General features: G+C 61.0%; 12 protein-coding genes. 4 read left to right on the top strand and 8 right to left on the bottom strand.

Features of this window, described 5'->3' with window-relative positions:
- Window positions 1–14: 14 nt before the first annotated feature.
- Window positions 15–1,424 carry an OprD family outer membrane porin gene (locus tag LVW35_RS12695; RefSeq protein ID WP_233895921.1) on the bottom strand — a complete coding sequence of 470 codons (1,410 nt, stop codon included), beginning with the start codon at window positions 1,422–1,424 and terminating at the stop codon, window positions 15–17.
- Window positions 1,425–1,713: 289 nt separating this feature from the next.
- Here LVW35_RS12695 and hglS point away from each other — a divergent pair, with 289 nt between their 5' ends.
- Window positions 1,714–3,090 carry a 2-oxoadipate dioxygenase/decarboxylase HglS gene (hglS, locus tag LVW35_RS12690; protein WP_233895913.1) on the top strand — a complete coding sequence of 459 codons (1,377 nt, stop codon included), beginning with the start codon at window positions 1,714–1,716 and terminating at the stop codon, window positions 3,088–3,090.
- Between the two features lie 156 nt (window positions 3,091–3,246).
- On the opposite strand, the gene LVW35_RS12685 is transcribed toward hglS, so the two are convergent.
- Window positions 3,247–3,471, bottom strand: a complete 225-nt coding sequence (locus LVW35_RS12685; protein ID WP_058424193.1) for a DUF465 domain-containing protein — start codon at window positions 3,469–3,471, stop codon at window positions 3,247–3,249.
- 175 nt (window positions 3,472–3,646) lie between these two features.
- Between LVW35_RS12685 and tkt the strand changes: the two genes are divergently transcribed.
- Window positions 3,647–5,710, top strand: coding sequence for a transketolase (tkt, locus tag LVW35_RS12680; protein ID WP_233895911.1), 2,064 nt, complete (start codon window positions 3,647–3,649; stop codon window positions 5,708–5,710).
- A 108-nt stretch (window positions 5,711–5,818) separates the two neighbouring features.
- Here the strand turns inward: tkt and uvrA are convergent, their stop codons facing one another.
- The 6 genes from uvrA to lexA all read right to left on the bottom strand — a co-directional run bounded on the left by uvrA (window position 5,819) and on the right by lexA (window position 15,876).
- A complete protein-coding gene (uvrA, locus tag LVW35_RS12675; RefSeq protein WP_233895909.1) occupies window positions 5,819–8,338 on the bottom strand; it encodes an excinuclease ABC subunit UvrA in 2,520 nt (839 codons plus the stop codon).
- A complete protein-coding gene (locus tag LVW35_RS12670) occupies window positions 8,335–10,047 on the bottom strand; it encodes an ATP-binding protein (protein ID WP_233895907.1) in 1,713 nt (570 codons plus the stop codon). The genes uvrA and LVW35_RS12670 overlap by 4 nt, the downstream gene beginning before the upstream one ends.
- Before the next feature lie 109 nt (window positions 10,048–10,156).
- Window positions 10,157–13,249, bottom strand: coding sequence for an error-prone DNA polymerase (locus LVW35_RS12665; RefSeq protein ID WP_233895905.1), 3,093 nt, complete (start codon window positions 13,247–13,249; stop codon window positions 10,157–10,159).
- Window positions 13,225–14,637: a Y-family DNA polymerase gene (locus LVW35_RS12660; RefSeq protein WP_233895903.1), complete on the bottom strand. Its 1,413-nt coding sequence runs from the start codon at window positions 14,635–14,637 to the stop codon at window positions 13,225–13,227. Before LVW35_RS12660 ends, LVW35_RS12665 begins: the two co-directional genes overlap by 25 nt.
- A gap of 7 nt (window positions 14,638–14,644) precedes the next feature.
- Window positions 14,645–15,259 carry a translesion DNA synthesis-associated protein ImuA gene (imuA, locus tag LVW35_RS12655; protein WP_233895901.1) on the bottom strand — a complete coding sequence of 205 codons (615 nt, stop codon included), beginning with the start codon at window positions 15,257–15,259 and terminating at the stop codon, window positions 14,645–14,647.
- A complete protein-coding gene (gene lexA, locus LVW35_RS12650) occupies window positions 15,259–15,876 on the bottom strand; it encodes a transcriptional repressor LexA (RefSeq protein WP_233895893.1) in 618 nt (205 codons plus the stop codon). Before lexA ends, imuA begins: the two co-directional genes overlap by 1 nt.
- 225 nt (window positions 15,877–16,101) lie before the next feature.
- Between lexA and LVW35_RS12645 the strand changes: the two genes are divergently transcribed.
- Both LVW35_RS12645 and LVW35_RS12640 read left to right on the top strand, forming a co-directional pair.
- Window positions 16,102–20,772, top strand: coding sequence for an RNase A-like domain-containing protein (locus tag LVW35_RS12645; RefSeq protein WP_233896460.1), 4,671 nt, complete (start codon window positions 16,102–16,104; stop codon window positions 20,770–20,772).
- Window positions 20,769–21,083: a contact-dependent growth inhibition system immunity protein gene (locus tag LVW35_RS12640; RefSeq protein WP_233895886.1), complete on the top strand. Its 315-nt coding sequence runs from the start codon at window positions 20,769–20,771 to the stop codon at window positions 21,081–21,083. Before LVW35_RS12645 ends, LVW35_RS12640 begins: the two co-directional genes overlap by 4 nt.
- Window positions 21,084–21,301 lie beyond the last annotated feature (218 nt).

Genomic DNA, 21,301 nt, shown 5'->3' with positions numbered 1-21,301 from the left:
ATGCACATGAAGACTTAGAAGATAGCGTAGGTGTAGTTGAAGATCAGGCGGGTTTGATCCTGGTCGGCGGTGCCGGTGTTCTTGCCGTGATAGGTACCAGTGCGGAACGTGGTACCGAAGCCTTTCAGGGGACCGGCCTGCACCACGTAGTCCAGGCGGAAGTCGGCTTCGTTTTCTTTCTGGTCAGGGCCGCCGGCGACCTTCGACTTGATGTCCGAACCGTCCAGGTACGCCACGGACGCCTTCAAGCCGGGTACGTACGCCTTGAAGTCATAGGTGTATTGGCCAAAGTTGACTTGCTCGCCCGCGCGGGAGAACTGGCCGACCACGGCGTCGGTGAACAGGTAGAAGTCGCTGCCGCCGGCGCCTTGGGCGTGCGGGTCGGCTAGGCTGCCCTGGTTGACCCAGACGAAACCGCCGTCGTCACCCACGCCAATGTGGCCAAGCATCAAGCTGCTGCCGCCCAGTTGGTAGGTGAAGGCCGCACTGTAGGTTTTGTTGTCGACTTCGCCGGCGTGCCTGGCGTAGCCGCCGTTGTTGTTGAACTGGTAGCCGCTCTCGCCGTTCTTGCCGTCGCTGCGGCTGTCGAAGTAGCGCAGGTCGGTCTTGAACGACTGGTCATTGCCCAGCGGCAGGGTGTGGACCAGGCCGACGTAGTTCTGTTTGTAGAAGTCTTGCAGTTGGGCGTAGTAGTACTGCAACGTCAGGTTTTTCGCGATCACGTTGTCGGAAGAACCAAACGGCTTGTAGTCCACCCCACCGAACTTGAAGCTGTCGCTGTCGCGAGTACCACCGGCCACACTCAGGCCTGTGGAGTTGCTGGAAGCACGGCCTTCGGCGCGATTCAGCTCACCACCGGTGAAAGTGACATTGGGAATGTCGTTGGAGGTCAGGATGCCGCCATCAAAAGTCTGCGGTGCCACGCGGCTGTCGTTGGAAACCAGAATTGGCAACACCGGCGCCAGGCCACCACCGACGTGCAACTCGGTCTGGGAAATACGGAACTTCACGTTGCCGGCAGCGCGACCAAAGGAGTCGGCTGGTTCAGTGCCATTGTTCTTGGTCGGGAAAAAGCTGTTACCGTTGCCCGACAGGCCTGCGCCCGCCGTGTGACCATCGCCGCCATCCAGACGCAGCGCGCCGAAGGCCATGACGTCAAAACCCAGGCCGACGGTGCCTTGGGTGAAACCGGATTTATAGTCAAAACGCAGCGCGGTGGCGGCTTCGCGCAGATCGTTGTTGGTCCCCGAGCGGTTGTCCGCGCTGTAGTACATGGTCCGCGAGCTGATGGTCGCGTGACTGTCTTCAAGGAAGCCGCTGCGACCGTTGCCCGTGCCCAGCGAACCGAGCCCGAAATCATCGGCGAATGCCTGTTGTGCAAGAACGGCGGCGGTGATCGACAACGCCAGTGTAGAAATTTTCATTAACGACAGCCCCTAAACATTTTTTTATGTGTCTGGTGTGCATAACGGCGTTTTCATCCTTGCAAACGTGACGATTCTTTCACGCCGACCCGTGCGGACTCCGTGAAGAATTAGTTAGGAAACCCGGCCTTAAATGAAATTTCTCACGGGCTGGTTTTTGTCATATTCACGTCATCTCATTCATTTGCAGAATGAAGTCCTGAGGATTCTTCGTTTGCAAGCGCGCCTTGCGCTCAACAAAATCCAGGCCAAGGCCACTTCTATTGTCATAGCCATCAGGAATTTTTCTATGCCCAGCACCGCACATGTCAGCCCCGACGAAATCCGCAAGGGCTTTTCAAAGGCCATGTCCGACATGTATCGAGATGAAGTTCCGCTGTATGGGGCATTGATGGAGCTGGTGGCTGAGACCAATACCCGTGTGCTCGACTCCCAGCCGAACCTGGCGCAGCAACTGCAACGCACCGGCGAAATCCAGCGGCTGGACATGGAACGCCACGGCGCGATCCGCCTGGGCACGGCTGAAGAACTGGCGACCATCTGCCGCTTGTTCGCGGTAATGGGCATGCAGCCGGTGGGCTACTACGACCTGACGCCGGCCGGTGTGCCGGTGCACTCCACCGCGTTTCGCGCCGTGCATGAACAATCGCTGCAAACCAGCCCGTTTCGGGTATTCACCTCATTGCTGCGCCTGGAACTCATCGAAAACCCCGATCTGCGCGCCTTCGCCGAAACCGCCCTGGCCAAGCGCTCGATCTTCACCCCTGGCGCTCTGGCGCTGATCGAAAGAGCCGAAAAAGACGGTGGCCTCAACGCCCAGGATGCCGACGAATTCATCTGCCAGGCCCTGGAAACCTTCCGCTGGCACCACACCGCCACCGTCACCGGGGCGCAGTACCAGCAACTGAGCGACCAGCACCGCCTGATCGCCGACGTGGTCGCCTTCAAAGGCCCGCACATCAACCACCTGACCCCGCGCACCCTGGACATCGACCAGGTCCAGGCCGCGATGCCCGGCAAAGGCATCACGCCAAAAGCCGTGATCGAAGGCCCACCGCGCCGCCAGTGCCCGATCCTGCTGCGCCAGACCAGCTTCAAGGCCCTCGACGAACCCATCGCCTTCACCGACGCCCAAGGCAGCCACAGCGCACGCTTCGGCGAAATAGAACAACGCGGCGTGGCGCTCACGCCCAAAGGCCGGGCGCTGTACGACCAATTGCTGAACGCCGCGCGCGATGAACTGGGCGCTTTCCCTAATGAGGGCAACGCCGCGCGTTATATGCAATTGATGGAACAGCACTTCCAGGCCTTCCCGGATAACCATGCGCAGATGCGTGATCAGGGCCTGGCATATTTCCGCTACTTTGCCACCGAGCAGGGTCTGGCGGCGCGCGGTACGGCTGATCAACCGCGCACCCTGGACGCATTGATCGCCGCAGGCCACATTGATGTGGAGCCTTTGGTGTATGAAGACTTTCTGCCGGTGAGTGCGGCGGGGATTTTCCAGTCAAACCTGGGGGAAACTGCGCAAAGTCACTACGCGGCCAATTCGAACCAGGCCGAGTTTGAAGAGGCGCTGGGCCGTCGGACGATTGATGAATTGAAACTGTACGGCGAGACGCAATGGCGCTCCATGGATGCGTGCACAAAGGCACTGCTGACATGAATTGAAGTGCCCACCCGGCTCATCAGCGCAATCCTTGCGCCGCAACAGTCCCCAGAGCCGGGTGGGCGGTGGGCATCATAGGCAGTGAAGAGCGCACTGTCCTTCAGGCAATTCTGAACAAATGTTTCCGCGCCCTGTAGGAACGCGGACCATCGCCTAACCCAGCTTCACCACAATCTCATCTTTGATCAACAAACGCTTTTTCTTCAGCTTCTCTACCTCCTCATCGCTGGCACTCGCCGATTCCGCCTTCAGCACCTCCTTGTCAGCGTCGTCGTACTGCGTGAGCAGCGAGTCCAGGCGTTTGTCGCTCGCCCTGCGTTCGTGAACGACTTCCTTGCTCAATCCCAAGTCCTGATACAGGTCGTGTTTCACTGGCATGGCGTACCTCCGCAAGTTGATCAATGGCTTACGCCCTAGAAGCTAGACCATTGCGAGGGGTCTTGTCATGTTCGAGGTCAATACGTTTCCGTTCGTCGCAGCGCGGGCGATGGGATAAAACCTTTGCCGCCCCCGGCCCTCCACTCTAGATAGCCACCCGAGGGAGACCGGTTTCATGACTCTTGCTGCCACCGCTGTCGACACCCAATGCATCAACACGATCCGCACCCTGGCGATGGACGCCGTACAGAAAGCCAATTCCGGCCATCCAGGCACGCCCATGGGCCTGGCGCCGGTGGGCTACACGCTGTGGAGTCGTTTCCTGCGCTACCACCCGCAACATCCCGACTGGCCCAACCGTGATCGCTTTGTGTTGTCGGTGGGGCATGCGTCGATGCTGTTGTATTCGCTGCTGCACCTGGCCGGCGTTGCGGAGATCGACGCTCACGGCAAACGCTCCGGCCAGCCGGCGATCAGCCTGGACGATATCAAGCAGTTCCGGCAGTCAGACTCAAAAACCCCAGGCCATCCCGAATACCGCATGACGACTGGAGTAGAAACCACCACCGGCCCACTCGGCCAGGGCTGCGCCAACAGTGTTGGCATGGCGATGGCCGAGCGCTGGCTGGGTAAACGCTTCAACCGTGACGGCAGGGTGCTGTTCGATTACAACGTCTACACCCTGTGCGGCGACGGCGACATGATGGAAGGCATCAGCAGCGAAACCGCGTCGATGGCCGGGCATCTGAAGCTGGATAACCTGTGCTGGATCTATGACAACAACACCATCAGCATCGAAGGCCACACCGAGCTTGCGTTCAGCGAGGACGTGATCAAGCGTTTCCAGGCCTATGGCTGGCACACTTTGCACGTGGCTGACGCGAATGACTTGCAGGCGCTGAGTACAGCGTTGGAGACCTTCAGGACCAACACCGGTGCGCCGACCCTGATCGTGGTCGACAGCGTGATCGGCTATGGCGCGCCGCATAAACACAACACCGCTGCCGCCCATGGTGAGCCTTTGGGCGATGAAGAAATTCGTCTGACCAAAGCCGCTTATGGCTGGCCGCAGGATTCAAGTTTTCTGGTGCCCGACGAAGTCCGCACGGTGTTGCAAGATGCGCTGCTGGAGCGCAGCCAGCCCTTGTATGACGCTTGGAACCGGCACCAGTCGCAGCTTGAGCAATATGAGCCGAAACTGGCTGACGAACTGCGCCGCATGCGTGCCGGGGAAATGCCCGAGCATTGGCAAGACAATCTGCCTCACTTCGACAGCGACCCCAAGGGCGTGGCCAGCCGCGCCGCGGGGGGCGAAGTACTGAATGCCTTTGCCCAGCAAATTCCCTGGCTGCTCGGTGGTTCGGCGGACTTGTCGCCGTCGACCAAGACCAACCTTACTTTTGACGGCGCCGGGCGTTTCAGCGCGGACGACTACAGCGGACGCAATTTGCACTTCGGCATTCGCGAACATGCCATGGGCGCGATTGCCAATGGCATGGCGCTGTCTTACCTGAGGCCGTACACCTCGACCTTCCTGGTGTTCAGTGATTACATGAAGCCGCCGATCCGACTCGCGGCAATCATGGAGCTGCCGGTGGTGTTTGTATTTACCCATGATTCGATTGGTGTAGGTCAAGATGGGCCGACGCACCAGCCGATCGAGCACCTCACACAGTTGCGCGCGACACCGGGGTTGCTGACCTTGCGACCCGGTGATGCCAATGAAACCCTGGAGCTGTGGAAGGTCGCCCTGGCGCAAACCCATCGGCCGAGTTGCGTGGTGTTGTCGCGTCAGCCGTTGCCGACGCTGGACCGTACACAATACGCGTCGGCATCCGGGGCGGCCAAAGGCGCTTACGTACTGGCGGCAGCGGATGAACCCAAAGTCCTGCTGGTGGCGACAGGCAGCGAAGTCAGTCTGGCAGTGGCGGCTTATGAACAGTTGAAAAGCGAAGGCATTGCCGCGCAGGTCGTCTCGATGCCCAGCTGGGAATTGTTTGAGGACCAGGACCAGGCCTATCGCGACAGTGTGTTGCCGCCGGCAGTGAAAGCCCGGGTTGTGGTGGAACAGGCGGGGCCACTGGGTTGGGACCGGTATGTAGGGCAATCCGGGGCCAAGGTGGTGATGAACAGCTTTGGCGCGTCGGCGCCGTTGGCCAAGTTGCAGGAGAAGTTCGGGTTTACCGTGGAGAATGTGGTGAAACAAGCCAAGGCCCAAATCCAACTGACTCAACCCTGAGTCACAAGCGGGCTTGCTCGCGAAGTCGGAGTGTCAGGCAGCATACATGTCGACTGATCCACCGCATTCGCGAGCAAGCCCGCTCCCACATCCGATCGATGTTGCCGGTTAGGTCAGCTCTCGGGCCAGAAATGGCGCGGTGCGGCTGGCCTTGCTTTTGGCAACCTTCTGCGGTGTGCCGCTGGCAACCACCTTACCGCCCAAGTCCCCCGCTCCCGGCCCGATATCGATCACCCAATCACTCTGCGCCACCACGCGCATCTCATGTTCCACTACAACCACTGTATGCCCCGCATCCACCAAGTGGTTCAACTGGCTTAGCAAGCGATCCACATCCCGTGGATGCAGGCCGGTGGTCGGCTCATCCAATACGTACAAGGTCGCGCCTCGCGCACTGCGTTGCAGCTCGGTCGCCAGTTTGATCCGCTGCGCTTCACCCCCCGACAGTTCGGTGGCCGGCTGGCCCAGGCGCAGGTAGCCCAGGCCGATATCCCGCAGCACCTGCAACGAGCGCAATACGCTCGGTTGTTCGGCAAACACCTCGACCGCCTGCTCGACCGTCAGCCCCAGCACTTGAGCGATGGTCAACCCTTGCCATTTGACCGCCAGGGTCTCGGGGTTGTAGCGCGCCCCATGACAGGTCGGGCACGGCGCGTACACACTGGGCATGAACAGCAACTCGACACTGACAAAGCCTTCCCCTTCGCAATTCGGGCAACGCCCTTTGGCGACGTTGAACGAGAACTGCCCGGCATCGTAGTGACGCTTCTTTGCCGCCGGCGTGGCCGCGAACAGTTTGCGCACGTTGTCGAACAGGCCGGTATAGGTTGCCAGGTTGGAGCGCGGCGTGCGGCCGATGGGTTTCTGGTCCACTTGCACCAGCCGGCGGATGTGCTCCAGCCCGCCACTGATCCGCCCATCGCTGGTCTGCGGCGCGTCGTCTTCCAGGCTCGGCTCTTCGTCATTTTCCACCACACGGCCAAGGCCGCTACCCACCAGCTCCAGCAGTGCCTGGCTGACCAGGCTGGACTTGCCCGAGCCGGAAATCCCGGTCACCGCCGTGAAGCAGCCCAGCGGGAAATCAACGTTCAAGCCCTTGAGATTATTGCGCGTCACGCCTTCCAGCTTCAGCCAACCGTTCGGCTCGCGGCGCAGGTGATCCTGCACACGTTTCTCGGCGAACAGATACCCGCGGGTCTGCGACACCTCCACCTCTGCCAGCCCCGCCGGCGGCCCGCTGTACAGCACTTGCCCGCCATGCTCACCGGCCGCCGGGCCGACATCGATCAGCCAATCGGCGCGGCGCATGGTTTCCAAATCATGTTCCACCACAAACAACGAATTGCCCGCCGCCTTCAAACGGTCCAGCGCGGTGAACAGTGCCTCGCCATCCGCCGGATGCAAGCCCGCGGAAGGCTCATCCAGTACGTAGATCACGCCAAACAACTGCGAGCCCAATTGGGTGGCCAGGCGCAGACGCTGCAACTCCCCGGACGACAAAGTCGGCGTACTGCGCTCCAGGGACAGATAGCCCAGACCCAATTCGATCAAGGTACTGACCCGCTCCAGCAAGTCCTGCGCAATACGCTGCGCCGCCAGGCGTTTTTCCACCGACAGTTTCATCTTGTCTTGCCCCGCCGCCACCGGCCGCAGCAACTCGGCCAATTGCGCCAACGACAGTTGCGACAACTCACCAATGTCCACCCCGGCAAACTTCACCGACAGCGCGGCCTTGGTCAGCCGCTTGCCCTCGCACAACGGACAGGCGCTGCCTTGCATGAATTGCGAGACGCGCTTCTTCATCAGCGCGCTCTGAGTGTGGGCGAAGGTATGCAGGATATAGCGCCGGGCGCCAACGAACGTGCCCTGGTAACTCGGTTCCAGCTTGCGTTTGAGCGCATCACGGGTCTGTTCTGGCGTAAAGCCGGCATAGACCGGTGCGGTGGGAGTTTCTTCGGTGAACAGGATCCAGTCGCGCTGCTTTTTCGGCAGGTCGCGCCAGGGGATATCCACGTCGTAGCCCAGGGTCACCAGGATGTCGCGCTGGTTCTGGCCTTGCCACGCCAATGGCCAGGACGCCACCGCGCGTTGGCGGATGCTCAACGAAGGGTCCGGCACCATCAGCGCCTCGGTCACTTCATACACACGGCCCAGGCCATGGCATTGCGGGCAGGCACCTTGAGGCAGGTTCGGTGAGAAGTCCTCGGCATACAGCATCGCCTGCCCCGGCGGATAACTGCCGGCTCGGGAATACAGCATGCGGATCAGGCTCGACAACGTCGTCACGCTGCCCACCGACGAGCGCGCACTCGGCGTACCGCGCTGCTGTTGCAGGGCCACGGCGGGCGGCAGGCCTTCGATGCTGTCCACGTCCGGCACGCCCACTTGGTCGATCAGCCGCCGCGCATACGGCGCCACCGACTCGAAATAACGCCGTTGCGCCTCGGCATATACCGTGGAAAACGCCAGGGACGACTTGCCGGAACCCGACACGCCGGTAAATACCACCAGGGCATCCCGGGGAATATCCACATCGACGTTACGCAGGTTGTGTTCGCGGGCGCCGCGCACGCGGACGAAACCGGATGGCTGGGCAGTGATCGGGGGAATGTTGCGCGGTGAAGTCATGGACAACCTTGTCGGGCGGTGAGCACGCTGCGCACCCGTTGCGTCAAGGCTTCGGGGCTGTAGGGTTTGCTCAGCAGATGAATGTCGGCACTCAGCAAGTGGTTGCTGGAGAGGATGTCGCGGGTGTGGCCGGAGGTGAACAGCACCGGCACGGGAGGATGCTGCGCACGGGCCCAGTCGGCCAAGTCGGTGCTTTTGACGCGGCCAGGCATCACCACATCGGTGAAGATCAGCTCCGGCTGTAATCCGGCCTGCAGCTTGAGCATGGCCTGGTCGCCATCATCGGCCGTGAGCACTGTGTAGCCGGACTGCTCGAGCAACTCGACCACGGTCAGGCGCACGCCTTCATTGTCCTCGACCACCAGAATGGTTTCCTGACCACCACTTTGCGGCACCTGGTCGATATGCACATCGAGGCTTTCCGGCTCCAGGCTGTGGGGGAAGTACATCTGTACCACCGACCCCTTGCCCTCCTCGCTCCACATTTCCACATGCCCGCCGCTCTGGCGAACGAAGCCGAAGACCATACTCAGGCCCAAGCCGGTGCCGTGACCTTCGCGCTTGGTGGTGAAAAAGGGTTCAAAGGCACGCTTGAGGGTCGCCTCGGACATGCCGACCCCCGTGTCGATGACGGCCAGGCGCACATACTCGCCGGGCTTGATGCTTTTACCCGCGCAATCGGCCGGGTTGAGAATAATGTTCTCGCCGGTGATACGAATCACGCCCTCGCCCTTCATGGCGTCCCGGGCATTGATCGCCAGGTTGAGCAGCGCATTTTCCAGTTGGTTGCGGTCGACGTTGATAAACCACGAGTCCTGGGGCAACTGCACATCGATATGAATGGTTTCCCCCAGCGCACGCTGCAGCAACTCGCCAAGGCCCGCGTAGATACGTTGCGGGTTGTACACTGCCGGTGACAACGGTTGGCGACGGGCAAACGCCAATAATTGCGATGACAGCTTGGCCCCGCGCTCAACCGCCGCGATGGCGGCCGCAACGCGGCGCTGTACCTGCGCGTTGTTCGGCTCGTGACGGGCCAACAGATGCAGGTTGCCGGCGATCACCTGCAGCAGGTTATTGAAGTCGTGGGCCACGCCACCGGTCAGGCCGCCGATGGCTTCGAGTTTCTGTGACTGGCGCAACTGGTCCTCGGCAGCGGAACGCGCCTGCACTTCAGCGACAACCCGTTGCTCGAGGTTATGCGTGAGTTCCTGGCGCACTTGTTCGGATTTCACCAGTTCGGTGGTCTCCACCACAATCGCCAGCACCCCGGCCGGTTGCTGGTTGTCGCCGGCGACCGGGCTGTAATACAAGTCCAGCCACACGGTTTCCGGTTTGCCGTTACGCAACAACACCAAGTCTTTGTTGTTAAACGACAACGTACCGCCCGCCAGGCAGGTGTCGACCACATGGCGGTTGAACTCGGCCACTTCCGGCCAGCCCAGTTCCACCGGAGTACCCAACAGATACGGGTGGCGCCCACCGGCGAATACCGAGTAACTGTCGTTGTAGATCATGTACCCCCATTGCCCCCACAGCATCACCATCGGCACGGGTGACGCCAGCATCATCTGCACGGTGCAGGTCAGGCTGGTAGACCATTGGTCAATAGGGCCCAAGTCAGTGGTTGCCCAGTCAAAGTCGCGGATCCGCTGAGCCATTTCACCGGCCCAGCCTTCACAGCCGTGGGGGTTGGATAAAAACTGCATGGTTGAACTCTGCGCAGAGAAAAGACAGTCGCAAAATTTGGAGCGCGCCAGGGGCGGATGGTTTCATCTCGTATAACTTAGGGGGTAATGGCGACAGAAGCCACAGGCCTTAATGAAAATCCCGGCTGCGCACAGTGATGCCTTCCAGCAATGGCGTCAGGTCAGTGAGGCGCCCGGCGATCAGGTGCCGCACTTCGCCCACCGCTTCCCAGCGACCGTCCACTTTCAGCAGCCGCGAGCCGACCAGAGCCTGGCGCTGGCGTTCTGCCAGATCGCGCCAAACCACCACATTGAGATTGCCGAACTCATCCTCCAGCGTGACAAAAGTCACCCCGCTGGCCGTACCGGGGCGCTGCCGACCGGTGACCAACCCAGCCACGCTGACATTGCGCCCATGCTCCACTGCCATCAGTTCCTGCGAACTGCGGCAGCGTCGCTTGTGCAGTTCAGCACGCAACAACGCCAACGGATGCGGGCCCAGCGTGGTGCCGACCGTGGCGTAGTCGGCATGCAAATCCTCTCCCACCGTGGGCGAAGGCAACTCCACTGCGGCTTCGTCCGGGCTCGGCAGGCCGGCAAACAGCCCGAGTTGCTTGTGCACGCCAGCCACCTCCCAACGCGCCTTGTGCCGGTTGCCGGCCAGGGCGCGCAAGGCACCGGAATCCGCCAGCAGTGCCTGGGCGCGTGCATCCAGCCCGGCGCGGTCGTCCAGGTCGGCAATGTCGTCGAATGCACGGCGTTGACGCGCCGCTTCGATGCGCCGCGCGTCCTCTTCGCGAAACCCCGAGATCATCCGCAAGCCCATGCGAATCGCCGGCTGTGCACCGTCGATCGGCTCCAGACTGCAATCCCAGTCGCTGGCCTGCACATCCACCGGCCGGATCTGCAAGCGATGGCGCCGCGCATCCTGCAGGATCTGGTCCGGGCTGTAGAAGCCCATGGGCCAACTGTTGATCAGCGCACAGGCAAACGCCGCCGGTTCGTGGCACTTGAGCCAGCAACTGGCGTAGGTCAGCAAGGCAAAACTGGCCGCATGGGACTCGGGGAAGCCATAGCTGCCGAAGCCTTTGATCTGCTCAAAGATCTGCGCGGCAAATGCCTCGCTGTAGCCATTTTTCAACATGCCGGTACGCAGGCGTTCGCGGTGCGGCTCCAAACCGCCATGGCGTTTCCAGGCAGCCATGGAGCGGCGCAGTTGGTCGGCTTCGCCGGGGCTGTACTCGGCGGCGACCATGGCGATCTGCATCACTTGCTCCTGGAACAGCGGGATGCCCAGGGTGCGTTTCAACACCACTTCCAGCTCCGGCGAGGGATAGCTGGTCTCCTCCTCGTTGTTACGCCGACGCAAATAGGGATGCACCATGCCGCCCTGGATCGGCCCCGGCCGCACGATCGCGACCTCAATGACCAAATCGTAGAACGCTTTCGGGCGCAACCTGGGCAACATCGACATTTGCGCCCGCGACTCGATCTGAAACACGCCGATAGTGTCGGCCTTGCTGATCATCGCGTAGGTAGCCGGGTCTTCCCTGGGTATCGACGCCAGACTCATGTTCCGGTTGCGATGACGGCGCAGCAAATCGAAACAACGGCGGATCGCGCTGAGCATGCCCAGGGCGAGGATATCCACCTTGAGCAGGCCAACCGCGTCGAGGTCGTCCTTGTCCCACTGGATAATGGTGCGCTCGGCCATGGTAGCGTTTTCCACCGGCACCAGGGTGTCCAGTGGGTATTCGGAAATCACGAAGCCGCCGGGGTGCTGGGACAGGTGCCGGGGAAAGCCGATCAGTTGTTGGGTGAGCGTGAGTACGCGACGCAGGATCGGGCTTTCGGGGTCAAAACCCGCTTCACGCAGGCGCGCCAAAGGCGGCGTGTCGTCACTCCAGCGTCCGCAACATTCGGCCAGCGCGTTGACCTGGTCCGGCGGCAAGCCCAAGGCTTTGGCCACATCGCGCACCGCGCCAGTGGCGTGGTAACTGCTGACCACCGCCGTCAGTGCTGCACGTGCGCGCCCGTAGCGCTGGAACACGTACTGCAGCACTTCTTCACGGCGTTCGTGCTCGAAGTCCACGTCAATGTCCGGCGGCTCATTGCGCTCGCGGGACAAAAAGCGTTCGAACAACAGGCTGGTCAGGCTCGGGTCGATCTCGGTGATGCCCAAGGCAAAACACACTGCCGAGTTGGCCGCCGAGCCGCGCCCCTGGCACAGGATCGAACGACTGCGGGCGAACTGCACAATATCGTGCACCGTGAGGAAGTAACTCTCGTAGCCCAGCTCGCTGATCAGCTCTATTTCTTTATTGATCTGCTGCCGAGTCTTGGCATCGACACCTTGCGGCCAACGCCGGGCGATGCCTTCTTCGGTCACGGCGCGCAGCCAGGAGTTGGCGTTGTGACCGGCGGGCACCAGTTCACGCGGGTAGTGATAGCGCAATTGGCTGAGGTCAAAGGTGCAGCGGCGGGCGATGGCCTGGGTTTCGTCGAGCAACGACGCTGGGTACAGCTTGCTTAACGCCGCCAGGCAACGCAGGTGCCGTTCGCCATTGGGATGCAGCCGCGTACCGGCTTCGGCCACCGGCACGTGATGACGGATGGCGGTCATGGTGTCTTGCAGGGCACGTCGACCGCGCGCATGCATGTGCACATCGCCGCAAGCCACGACCGGGATGTGCAAGCTGGCGGCCAATTGCAGGCGTTGCTCCAAGTGGCGTGCATCGTCCTGGCCGCAATGCAGGTGTACCGCCAGCCACAGGCGTTCGCCGAAGGTGCGGCGCAGCCATTGACTATCGGCCTGGGTGTCGGTGTCTGCGGCCACCCACAGCGCCAGCAGGCCGGGCGGCAGTTGATCGAAGTCCTCGCGCAGCAGGCGATAGCGGCCTTTTTCGGCACGCCGCCGGGCCAGGGTGATCAAGCGGCACAGGTGCTGGTAGCCGCTGAGGTCTTCCACCAGCAGCACCAGTTTCGGACCGTTCTCGATGCGCATCTCGCTGCCGATGATCAGCGGCAACGCTACTGTCTTCGCCGCCTGCCAGGCACGCACGATACCGGACAAGGTACATTCGTCCGTGATCGCCAGGGCGCTGTAGCCTTGGCGCTTGGCGCGTTCGAACAATTCCAGCGCACTGGAGGCACCGCGCTGGAAGCTGAAGTTGGACAGGCAGTGCAGCTCGGCGTAGCTCATGCAAACCAGCCCTGCAGCCACAGGCCATCATCCTGTCCCACGGTGCGAAAAGCCCAGCCTTGCTGGCCGGCGCGGGTCTGGATCAGGTAGTAGTCGCGGCGGATATCGGCGCCGTCCCACCAGCCGGACTCGATGCGTTCAGGCCCCATGAGGATTTGCACGCCCTGCTCGCCCAGCAAGGTCGGCTCGCTCAGCAGCCAGCCGGGGCGCCGCACCTTGTTCAGGGTCGGGCACGGGATTTTATCCGCCGCCGCTTGCCAGGCGCACTCGGGGCGGTGGTCGGCGTGAAAGCGCAGGCCCTGCACCGCCTCATCGCCCAGGCGGGCACGCAGGCGTTCGCGCAATTGCTCCCAGGGCAAGGTTTGCTGCGGGCGGTCGTCGAACAGGTCCTGGCGCTGAGGCACAAACACCGGCAGGTCCTGGGCCACCAGACGAAAGCCGCGCACCGGTGAAGTGACTTGGACTTGCTCCAGGCGGCCACGGGCCAGTTCAAACAACATCGCCGGTTCACGCTCGGCGCTGAGCAGGCCGATCTTGATCACGCTGTCGGGCGCCCGAGCGTGTTCCAGGTGCAGGTCGAAACGCTGCACGCCACTGTCGCGGCCGCACAGAAACGCGGACAGATCGCCGGTCAAGCGCCGTAGAGGAAACAGTAGCGCCTGATGGGATTGCACGTCGAAATTCAACTCGATGCGCACATCGAACCGGTCCGGCGGTTGATAGAACGCCAAGGCCAGCGGCCGTTGCCCGGCCAGTGCATCCAGGTGCTTGAGCAGGCTGGCCTCGAAGCGTCGCGCCAAGGTATGCCGAGGCAGCGCCTGCACCTGGGCCAGTGTGCGCAGGCCCATGCGCGATAAGGCCGTGGCGGCCTGCGGATCGAGGCCAGCGCGGTCGATGGGCAGCGGCGCCAGGGCCTGCATCAAGCCGTCATCCTGCACCGCCAGGCCATCGTAGATATTTGCCAGCACCCGCGCAGCTGCCGGGTTGGGTGCCGCGACGATACGATGGCGAAAACCCAGCTCGGTCAACTCCTTGCGCAAGCGCGTTTCAAAGCGCGACCACGGGCCGAACAGCCCCAGGCTCGACTCGATCTCGAACAACAAAGCGCGCGGATAATACAGGCTGACCTGGGAACTGAACTGGTAAGCCCAGGCGGCGAGGAACTGCTGGTAGCGTTCGATCTCGGCAGGGTCATATTCTGCGCTGGCAAAGGTCTTGGCCAGGGCATGCGCCGCCGTCAGGGATTGGCCGGGACGCAGGCCCAGGGCGCGGGCGGCGTCATTGACGGTTTGCAGCACACGCCGCTGCGGCGTACCGGCCAGCAGGACCAGGGGTTGGTCCGGTTCGGGGAGCGCACGCTGCACTCCGTCCAGCGCCAATTGCGGGAAGACAATACACACCCAACGCATGGCAACCTCAATGCCCCGCCAGCGCAATCGGCACCGGATGGGCCAGGCCGCCCCGGCACTTGAGCACCCGCACCTGCGCGGGTTTGGCCTCCACGGCCAGGCGCAAGGCGGCTGGTGATGAATTGATCGCCTCACTCAAGGCACGCCAGGCAAACGCCAGGGTCTGCCCGGTTTCCGCCGCCACTTGCAGGCGCCGCAGCGCCCGGTCATCAGCCTTGCGCGGCCAGCACAGCACCGCGCCGCAACTGCCGGAACGCAGGCACTGCTCCACCGCCCACAAGGCATCGCGCTCCTCGGCCTGGATCACCGAAAGCAAACGCAGGTCCACCCCGGCGTTCTGCCAGGCATGGGGGTACGGCGTGTAGGGCGGCGCCACCAACACAATGCGCTCACCCGCCTTTGACAAGCGTGCCAGGGTCGGCAGCACCAGTTGCAATTCACCCACACCCTCCTTGGCCATGAGGATTTCACTCAAGGCCGCCTCCGGCCAGCCGCCCGTGGGCAGCACCGCATCCAGCGCCGTCAGCCCGGTGGGATGCACACTGGCTGGTGGCGCAGCAGGTCGGCCCTTCCAGACACGCCCGCCATTGAACAGAGTGTCCAGTGCAACCACGGCGCCCATCAGCCTTGCCTCACCAGACCGCAGAACACCCCTTCGATCGCCAGGTCCTGGTCGGACCCGACGACGATGGGTTGATACGCGGGGTTGCGCGGCAACAGGCGCACGCTGTCGCCATGGCGCTCGAAGCGCTTGATGGTCACTTCGCCGTCCAGGCGTGCCACTACAATTTGCCCATTCAGCGCCTCGGCACTGCGGCGCACGCCGACCAGGTCGCCGTCGAGAATGCCATCCTCGATCATCGAGTCACCCTGAACGCGCAGTAGGTAATCCGGGGTTTTCGCGAAGGTCGATGGGTCCAGTTGCAGGCGGTTGTGCACTTCGGCATCGGCACCGATGGGCAAACCTGCGGCGACACGGCCCAGAACCGGCACATCCAGCCATTCCGGCCGCGCCGGTTGGTTGAGCAAGCGAATGCCCCGCGCTTGATTCGGGTTGACCTCGATAAAACCGGCTTCAGTCAGCGCCAGCACATGCTTGCGCGCCACGCTGCGCGAGGCGAAGCCGAACGCCTCGGCAATCTCGGCGAGGCTGGGAGGCTGACCTTGCTGCGCGATGCGGTCGCGGATGAAGGTCAGGATGGCGGTACGGCGGGGAGTTAATGTCGTCATGGAGTACATTTGTACTCCTGCGGGAAATTTCTGACAATAGCCGCTAGTCATGTAGGGGGCGACAAAGTTTGTCGAAACGTCCCACGTATCGGCCGGATTAGCTCTACTCCCCTCCCCTTAAAACCTCAGCAAAGTCCCTCGCCTGAATACACAGTGCGAGGGATTGCAGATGGATTTTCTGATTGTTGGAGCTGTTGCTTGAACCCGGCCATTGGCAGGCTGGCCCTGACACCAATGGATGTGAAGACGGTCGATGTCGAGGCTGTCTTTCTCGATTTTCGGGAATGCCTGAATACCTTTGACGACTGGGCGTCGAGCTTTTGGAGTTTTTCGGCGCTGGACGTCGAGCAGGTCTTCAAGGTCGGGGACGAAGTGGCGCTGGTCGCGCCGATCAACCGCTCTCTTTACCCGAGCAGCACCGTCGCTACCTGCCAGGCCAACGGTACGTTGACCCTGGTGCATATGTTCCAGAGCACGCGATTTGTGCCCATCGGCAACACGCCGGTGATGCTGCAACGCGTCGACCCCAACGGCGGCCCATTGGGCGAGCCGATCCACAAGACCATCGGCCCGAGCGGCATTCTCAAAATCGACGAGTGTGAGCGCAACCAGCAGTACCGGGTCAGTTTTTATCCCAATGTTTCCAAGGATCACGTCAAGGCGCTGTATGCGTCTTATCAGACGGTAATTGATGCGTTGGAAGTCCGTTTGCGCAAAGAGTGGACCGGCACCTTCCAGACACTATGGAAAGACTACACCGATGCGAGCCCGCTTGATCAGCGCAGGATGCTGGAGGCGGCGTTTCTACGAGGGATGGGCAAGGCGCTCTACAACCTCTGGGACAACCTCACCCAGCTGTATGACCTGCTGGCCGACATCAAGCCCAACAGTGAAAAGCTCCTGCACTACCTGTCCCAAAGCGAGCTGGATGAACTGCTGAAGCTAGGCCACAAATCCGTCGCCAAAGGATTGTTGGTGCTCAGTGATGAGCCGCTGTTGTTCATTTATGTATCGGCGATAGCCAGCTGGATTCGGATGTTGCCGCCGCAGGAAATGAACGAGGTGATGGGTGAGATCACCGGCGAGATCCTGATCAGCCTGGTGCTGATCTGGGCGACGGCGGGCATGGGTGTGACGGTACGCCTCGGCGCCCAGGTGTTGGGGCATATCAAATCCGGTCGAGTGCGCAAATGGCTGGAGAGGCTGGCCGATCAGTTGGTCGGGCCTCGGTTGGACGCCCATGTCGAAGCGGCCAAACCGTTGTTGCTGGGGAGCACGGGGACACCGATCAAGGTGATTCCGGATGTGCCGTTGAAGGCTGGCGATCAGTTGGTTTCCAACCCGGTGCCGGTGGTTCGGGACAAGGCCAGGCAACGGACGGTGTTGGTGCGGCAAGAGCCTGTGGATGACGTGCCGGCCGTTGCGAAGAATCCGGCTGGGGATGCGGCGGCGCCTTCGGACAAGACAGCCACTAACGGTTGCCCGGTGTCGATGGTCACGGGCGAAGAACTGCTGACCCTCACCGATGGCGCGCTGGACGGAGTTTTGCCGTTTGAGTGGACCCGCTTGTATCGCACCAGTGCGGTGGAAGTGGATTGTGGGTTGGGGTTTGGCTGGAGTCACTCGCTGGCGCATCGCTTGAGTGTTTCCGGGGATTCGGTGGTGTGGACCGACCATGAGAATCGCTCGACCACCCTGCCCTTGCCTACGGCTGCTCGACCTGCGATCACCAACAGCCTGGCCGAAGCGGCGATCTATCTGGGTTCATTGCCTGATGAGTTGGTGCTGGCTCAGGCGTCACGGTTCTACCACTTTCGCGACGGTGTGCTGACAGCGATCAGCGATGCGTATGACAACCGGCTGCGCATTTCCCGGGATTTTCTGGGGCGCATTGAGCGGGTGGATAACGGTGTCGGGCGCTCGCTGTTTTTGCGCTATGCCTCGGGGCGGATCGTGGCGGTGGACTATCAGATTCATCGCGTCGTGGATGAGGGGCCGTTTGTTTGGGTGACGGAGCAGACGTTTGTTTCCTACGCCTATGACGACCTTGGGCGACTGATCTCTGCGACCAATGCGGTCGGCGAAAGCGAGGTTTATCGGTACGACGAGCAGCACGTCATTCTTGAACGTGGCTTGGCCGGTGGGGCTAGTTTCTTCTGGGAGTGGGAAAAGTCTGGCAAGGCGGCGCGGTGTGTCCGGCATTGGGCCAGCTTCTCGCAGATGGACACACGCTACGCCTGGGATGACAACGGCCAGGTCACGGTGTTTAACGCCGATGGCAGCCGGGAAGTCTACGTGCATGACCAGCGGGCGCGGCTGGTGCAGCGGGTGGATCCGGATGGCGCCGAGCACTTCAAATCCTACGATGACAAAGGTCGGCTGACGGTTGAGCAGGATCCGCTGGGGGCGATCACGGCCTACCAGTACGACGAAGCCGGGCGTTTGGTGGCGGTGTTTCCGGGGGATGATGAGCCGACGACCTACGAGCATGAAAACGGGTTCGTACGGGTTGTGCGACGTGGGGAAGCGGTTTGGAAGTATGAGCGCAATGATCAGGGCGATGTTATTCGCAAGGTCGATCCTGACGGTCACGTTACCGATTACAGCTACAACCAATATGGGCAGCTGGTTGGGATTTGGTACCCGGATCACAGCTGTCATCGGCTGGTTTGGAATGAGCGTGGGCAGCTGCTTGAGGAGCAGTTGCCGAATGGCGGGGTCAAGCGTTATCGCTATGACGACCTCGGGCGAAAAATCACCCAGGAAGACGAGCACGGTTCGCTCACACAATTTGAGTGGAACGGCGTTGGGCGGTTAGTTCAAATCGTCTTGCCGAGCGGCGACACGCGTAAATATACCTACAACGCTTACGGAAAAATCACCTCCGAGCGGGATGAACTGGGCCACGTCACCCGCTACGAATATGCCGACGGATTGCACCTGATCAGCCGCCGCATCAATGCTGATGGCAGCCAGGTCAAATACCGCTACGACAACGTACGTTTGTTGCTGACCGAAATCGAAAACGAGGTGGGCGAAACCTACCGGCTCCAGTACCACAGCAACGGCCTGATCCAGCAGGAAATCGGTTTTGACGGCCAGCGTACGGCTTACCTCTACGACCTCAACGGCAACCTTCGGGAAAAGACCGAACACGGCGATGACGACAGTCAGCTGGTTACCCGCTACGAGCGCGATTACGCCGGACGCCTCATCAGAAAAACCCTGCCCGACAGCAACACCGTCGATTACACCTACGACCGCCAGGGCAACCTCCTCAGCGTCGAGGACGGCCACTGGTCTTTAGCCTACGAGTACGACAGCCAAAACCGCCTCACCGACGAACACCAGGGCTGGGGCACCCTGCGCTATGGCTACGACGCCTGCGGTCAGCTGCAAAACCTACGCCTGCCGGACAACAACCGTCTCACCTTCAATCACGACAAAGGCGGCCACCTTTCCACGGTTGAACTGAACGGCGCGTTACTCACCTCGCACCTCTTTACTGCAGGTCGCGAACAGCAACGCCAACAAGGCCAACTACTAAGCCACTACCAACACGACCACCAGGGACGCCTGTTCGACCAGAGCATCCACGACGCCGAAGGCCCGCTATACAGCCGCCACTACGACTACGACAAATCCGGCAACCTCACCCGCCTGCTCGACACCCACAAAGGCGAGCACCACTACCACTACGACCCATTAAACCGCCTCACCCGCGCCGACCACTCCCAAGGCGAGCAAGAACGCTTCGCCCACGACCCGGCCGGCAACCTGCTGATGCAAAACCGCCCCGGCCCCGACATCGTCGCCGGCAACCGCCTGATGATCCAGGGCGACCACCATTACGACTACGACGCCTTCGGCAACCTTATCCGCGAACGGCGTGGCAAAGGCCATCAACTCGTTACTGAATACCGCTATGACTGCCAGCACCGTCTGACCGGCATCACCCGCCCCAATGGCAAAAAAGCTAGTTACCGCTACGACCCATTTGGACGGCGCATCAGCAAAACCGTCGACGGTGTAACCACCGAGTTTTTCTGGCTCGGCGACAAACTCATCGCCGAGCACCACGCGGACCGTCACCGCAGCTATCTCTACGAACCGGACAGCTTCCGCCCACTGGCCCTGCTGGAAGGCTTCGGCCCAGAGGAAACCCAGGCCTACCACTATCAACTCGACCATCTGGGCACCCCACAGGAACTCACCGCCCCGGATGGTGAAATCGTCTGGTCCGCCCATTACCGCGCCTACGGCGAAATCACCCGTCTCGACATAGGAAAAGTCGACAATCCGCTGCGCTTTCAGGGTCAGTATTTCGATCAAGAAAGCGGGCTGCACTACAACCGCCATCGCTACTACAATCCGGATATTGGTCGTTATTTGACTCCCGATCCAGTGAAGCTGGCAGGGGGGATCAATGCGTACCAGTACGCGCCCAATCCGACGGGGTGGATGGACCCGCTGGGTCTGAGTTGTAAAAAAACGAACTGCCCTGAAGGCCCCTATAGCGCGATAGTTCCAGGAGGAGGATTAGCCGCACACGAGAAAGCAGGTGGACATCTAATGGAAAAACACATCGGCAGAACTGATCAGCAACTTGCGGAACGCTTGCAGCGCGAACCACATGTCCCAACCGCCTCTACTTTCCCAGACCGAGCCACAGCAGAGTCCGCGATATCAAAAGTGCTCGACAACAACAAATCAAAAATAAAAGACTTTCTAAAGGGCACCGAGCATCAACTTGTAATCAATCAAAGAACTCCAGGACCGATTGGTACTAGCTGGAAGCGGGGAGCAAAAACACCCACTCCCGGAACACAGATTCGCCTTATCATTCGAAGAGATAAAAAAATGCCAAATGGCTACAGAATACATACAGGATTTCCAAACCTATGAATGAAGACTATCCCGAACTACAACAGTTCTTAGCCGGGTATTTCAACGAGGATTGGGTAGATGACCATGAGAGTGCTGACGATGTAATTAACTTTTTCATTTCAGAAGCATCGGCAGGCATGCTAAAAAAGGTCAAACAAGAGCTCGAAAAACTGATACTCATCGAGCAGTCAGAACAAGAGCTTCAAGACTATTTATTCACGAGCATCGGCTGCGGCTATTACTACCCTAGCGAATGGGATGATGGCAAAACATGGCTGACCCATGTTGCTTTAATGTTGAGAAACGGCAGAGTCAGGAATGAGCAATAAAAGCCCTCAGTCCCTTGACCCTCACTTCGAGCTCTCTAGAAAGTGGGGGCGGATGGAGATCCTCTACAATAGTCAAAAAACCCTGTGGTGAGCGAGCTTGCTCGCGCTGGGCCGCGCAGCGGCCCCAATCCAGGCGATGAGGATTCAGGCAAATCGGCGTCGACTGTTCTAGGTCTGCTACGCAGCCCAAAGCAGGGCAACCCTGCTCACCACAAACG

Source organism: Pseudomonas sp. HN11 (assembly GCF_021390155.1).
GTDB lineage: Bacteria > Pseudomonadota > Gammaproteobacteria > Pseudomonadales > Pseudomonadaceae > Aquipseudomonas.
This window is presented reverse-complemented; position numbering and strand designations above follow the sequence as displayed.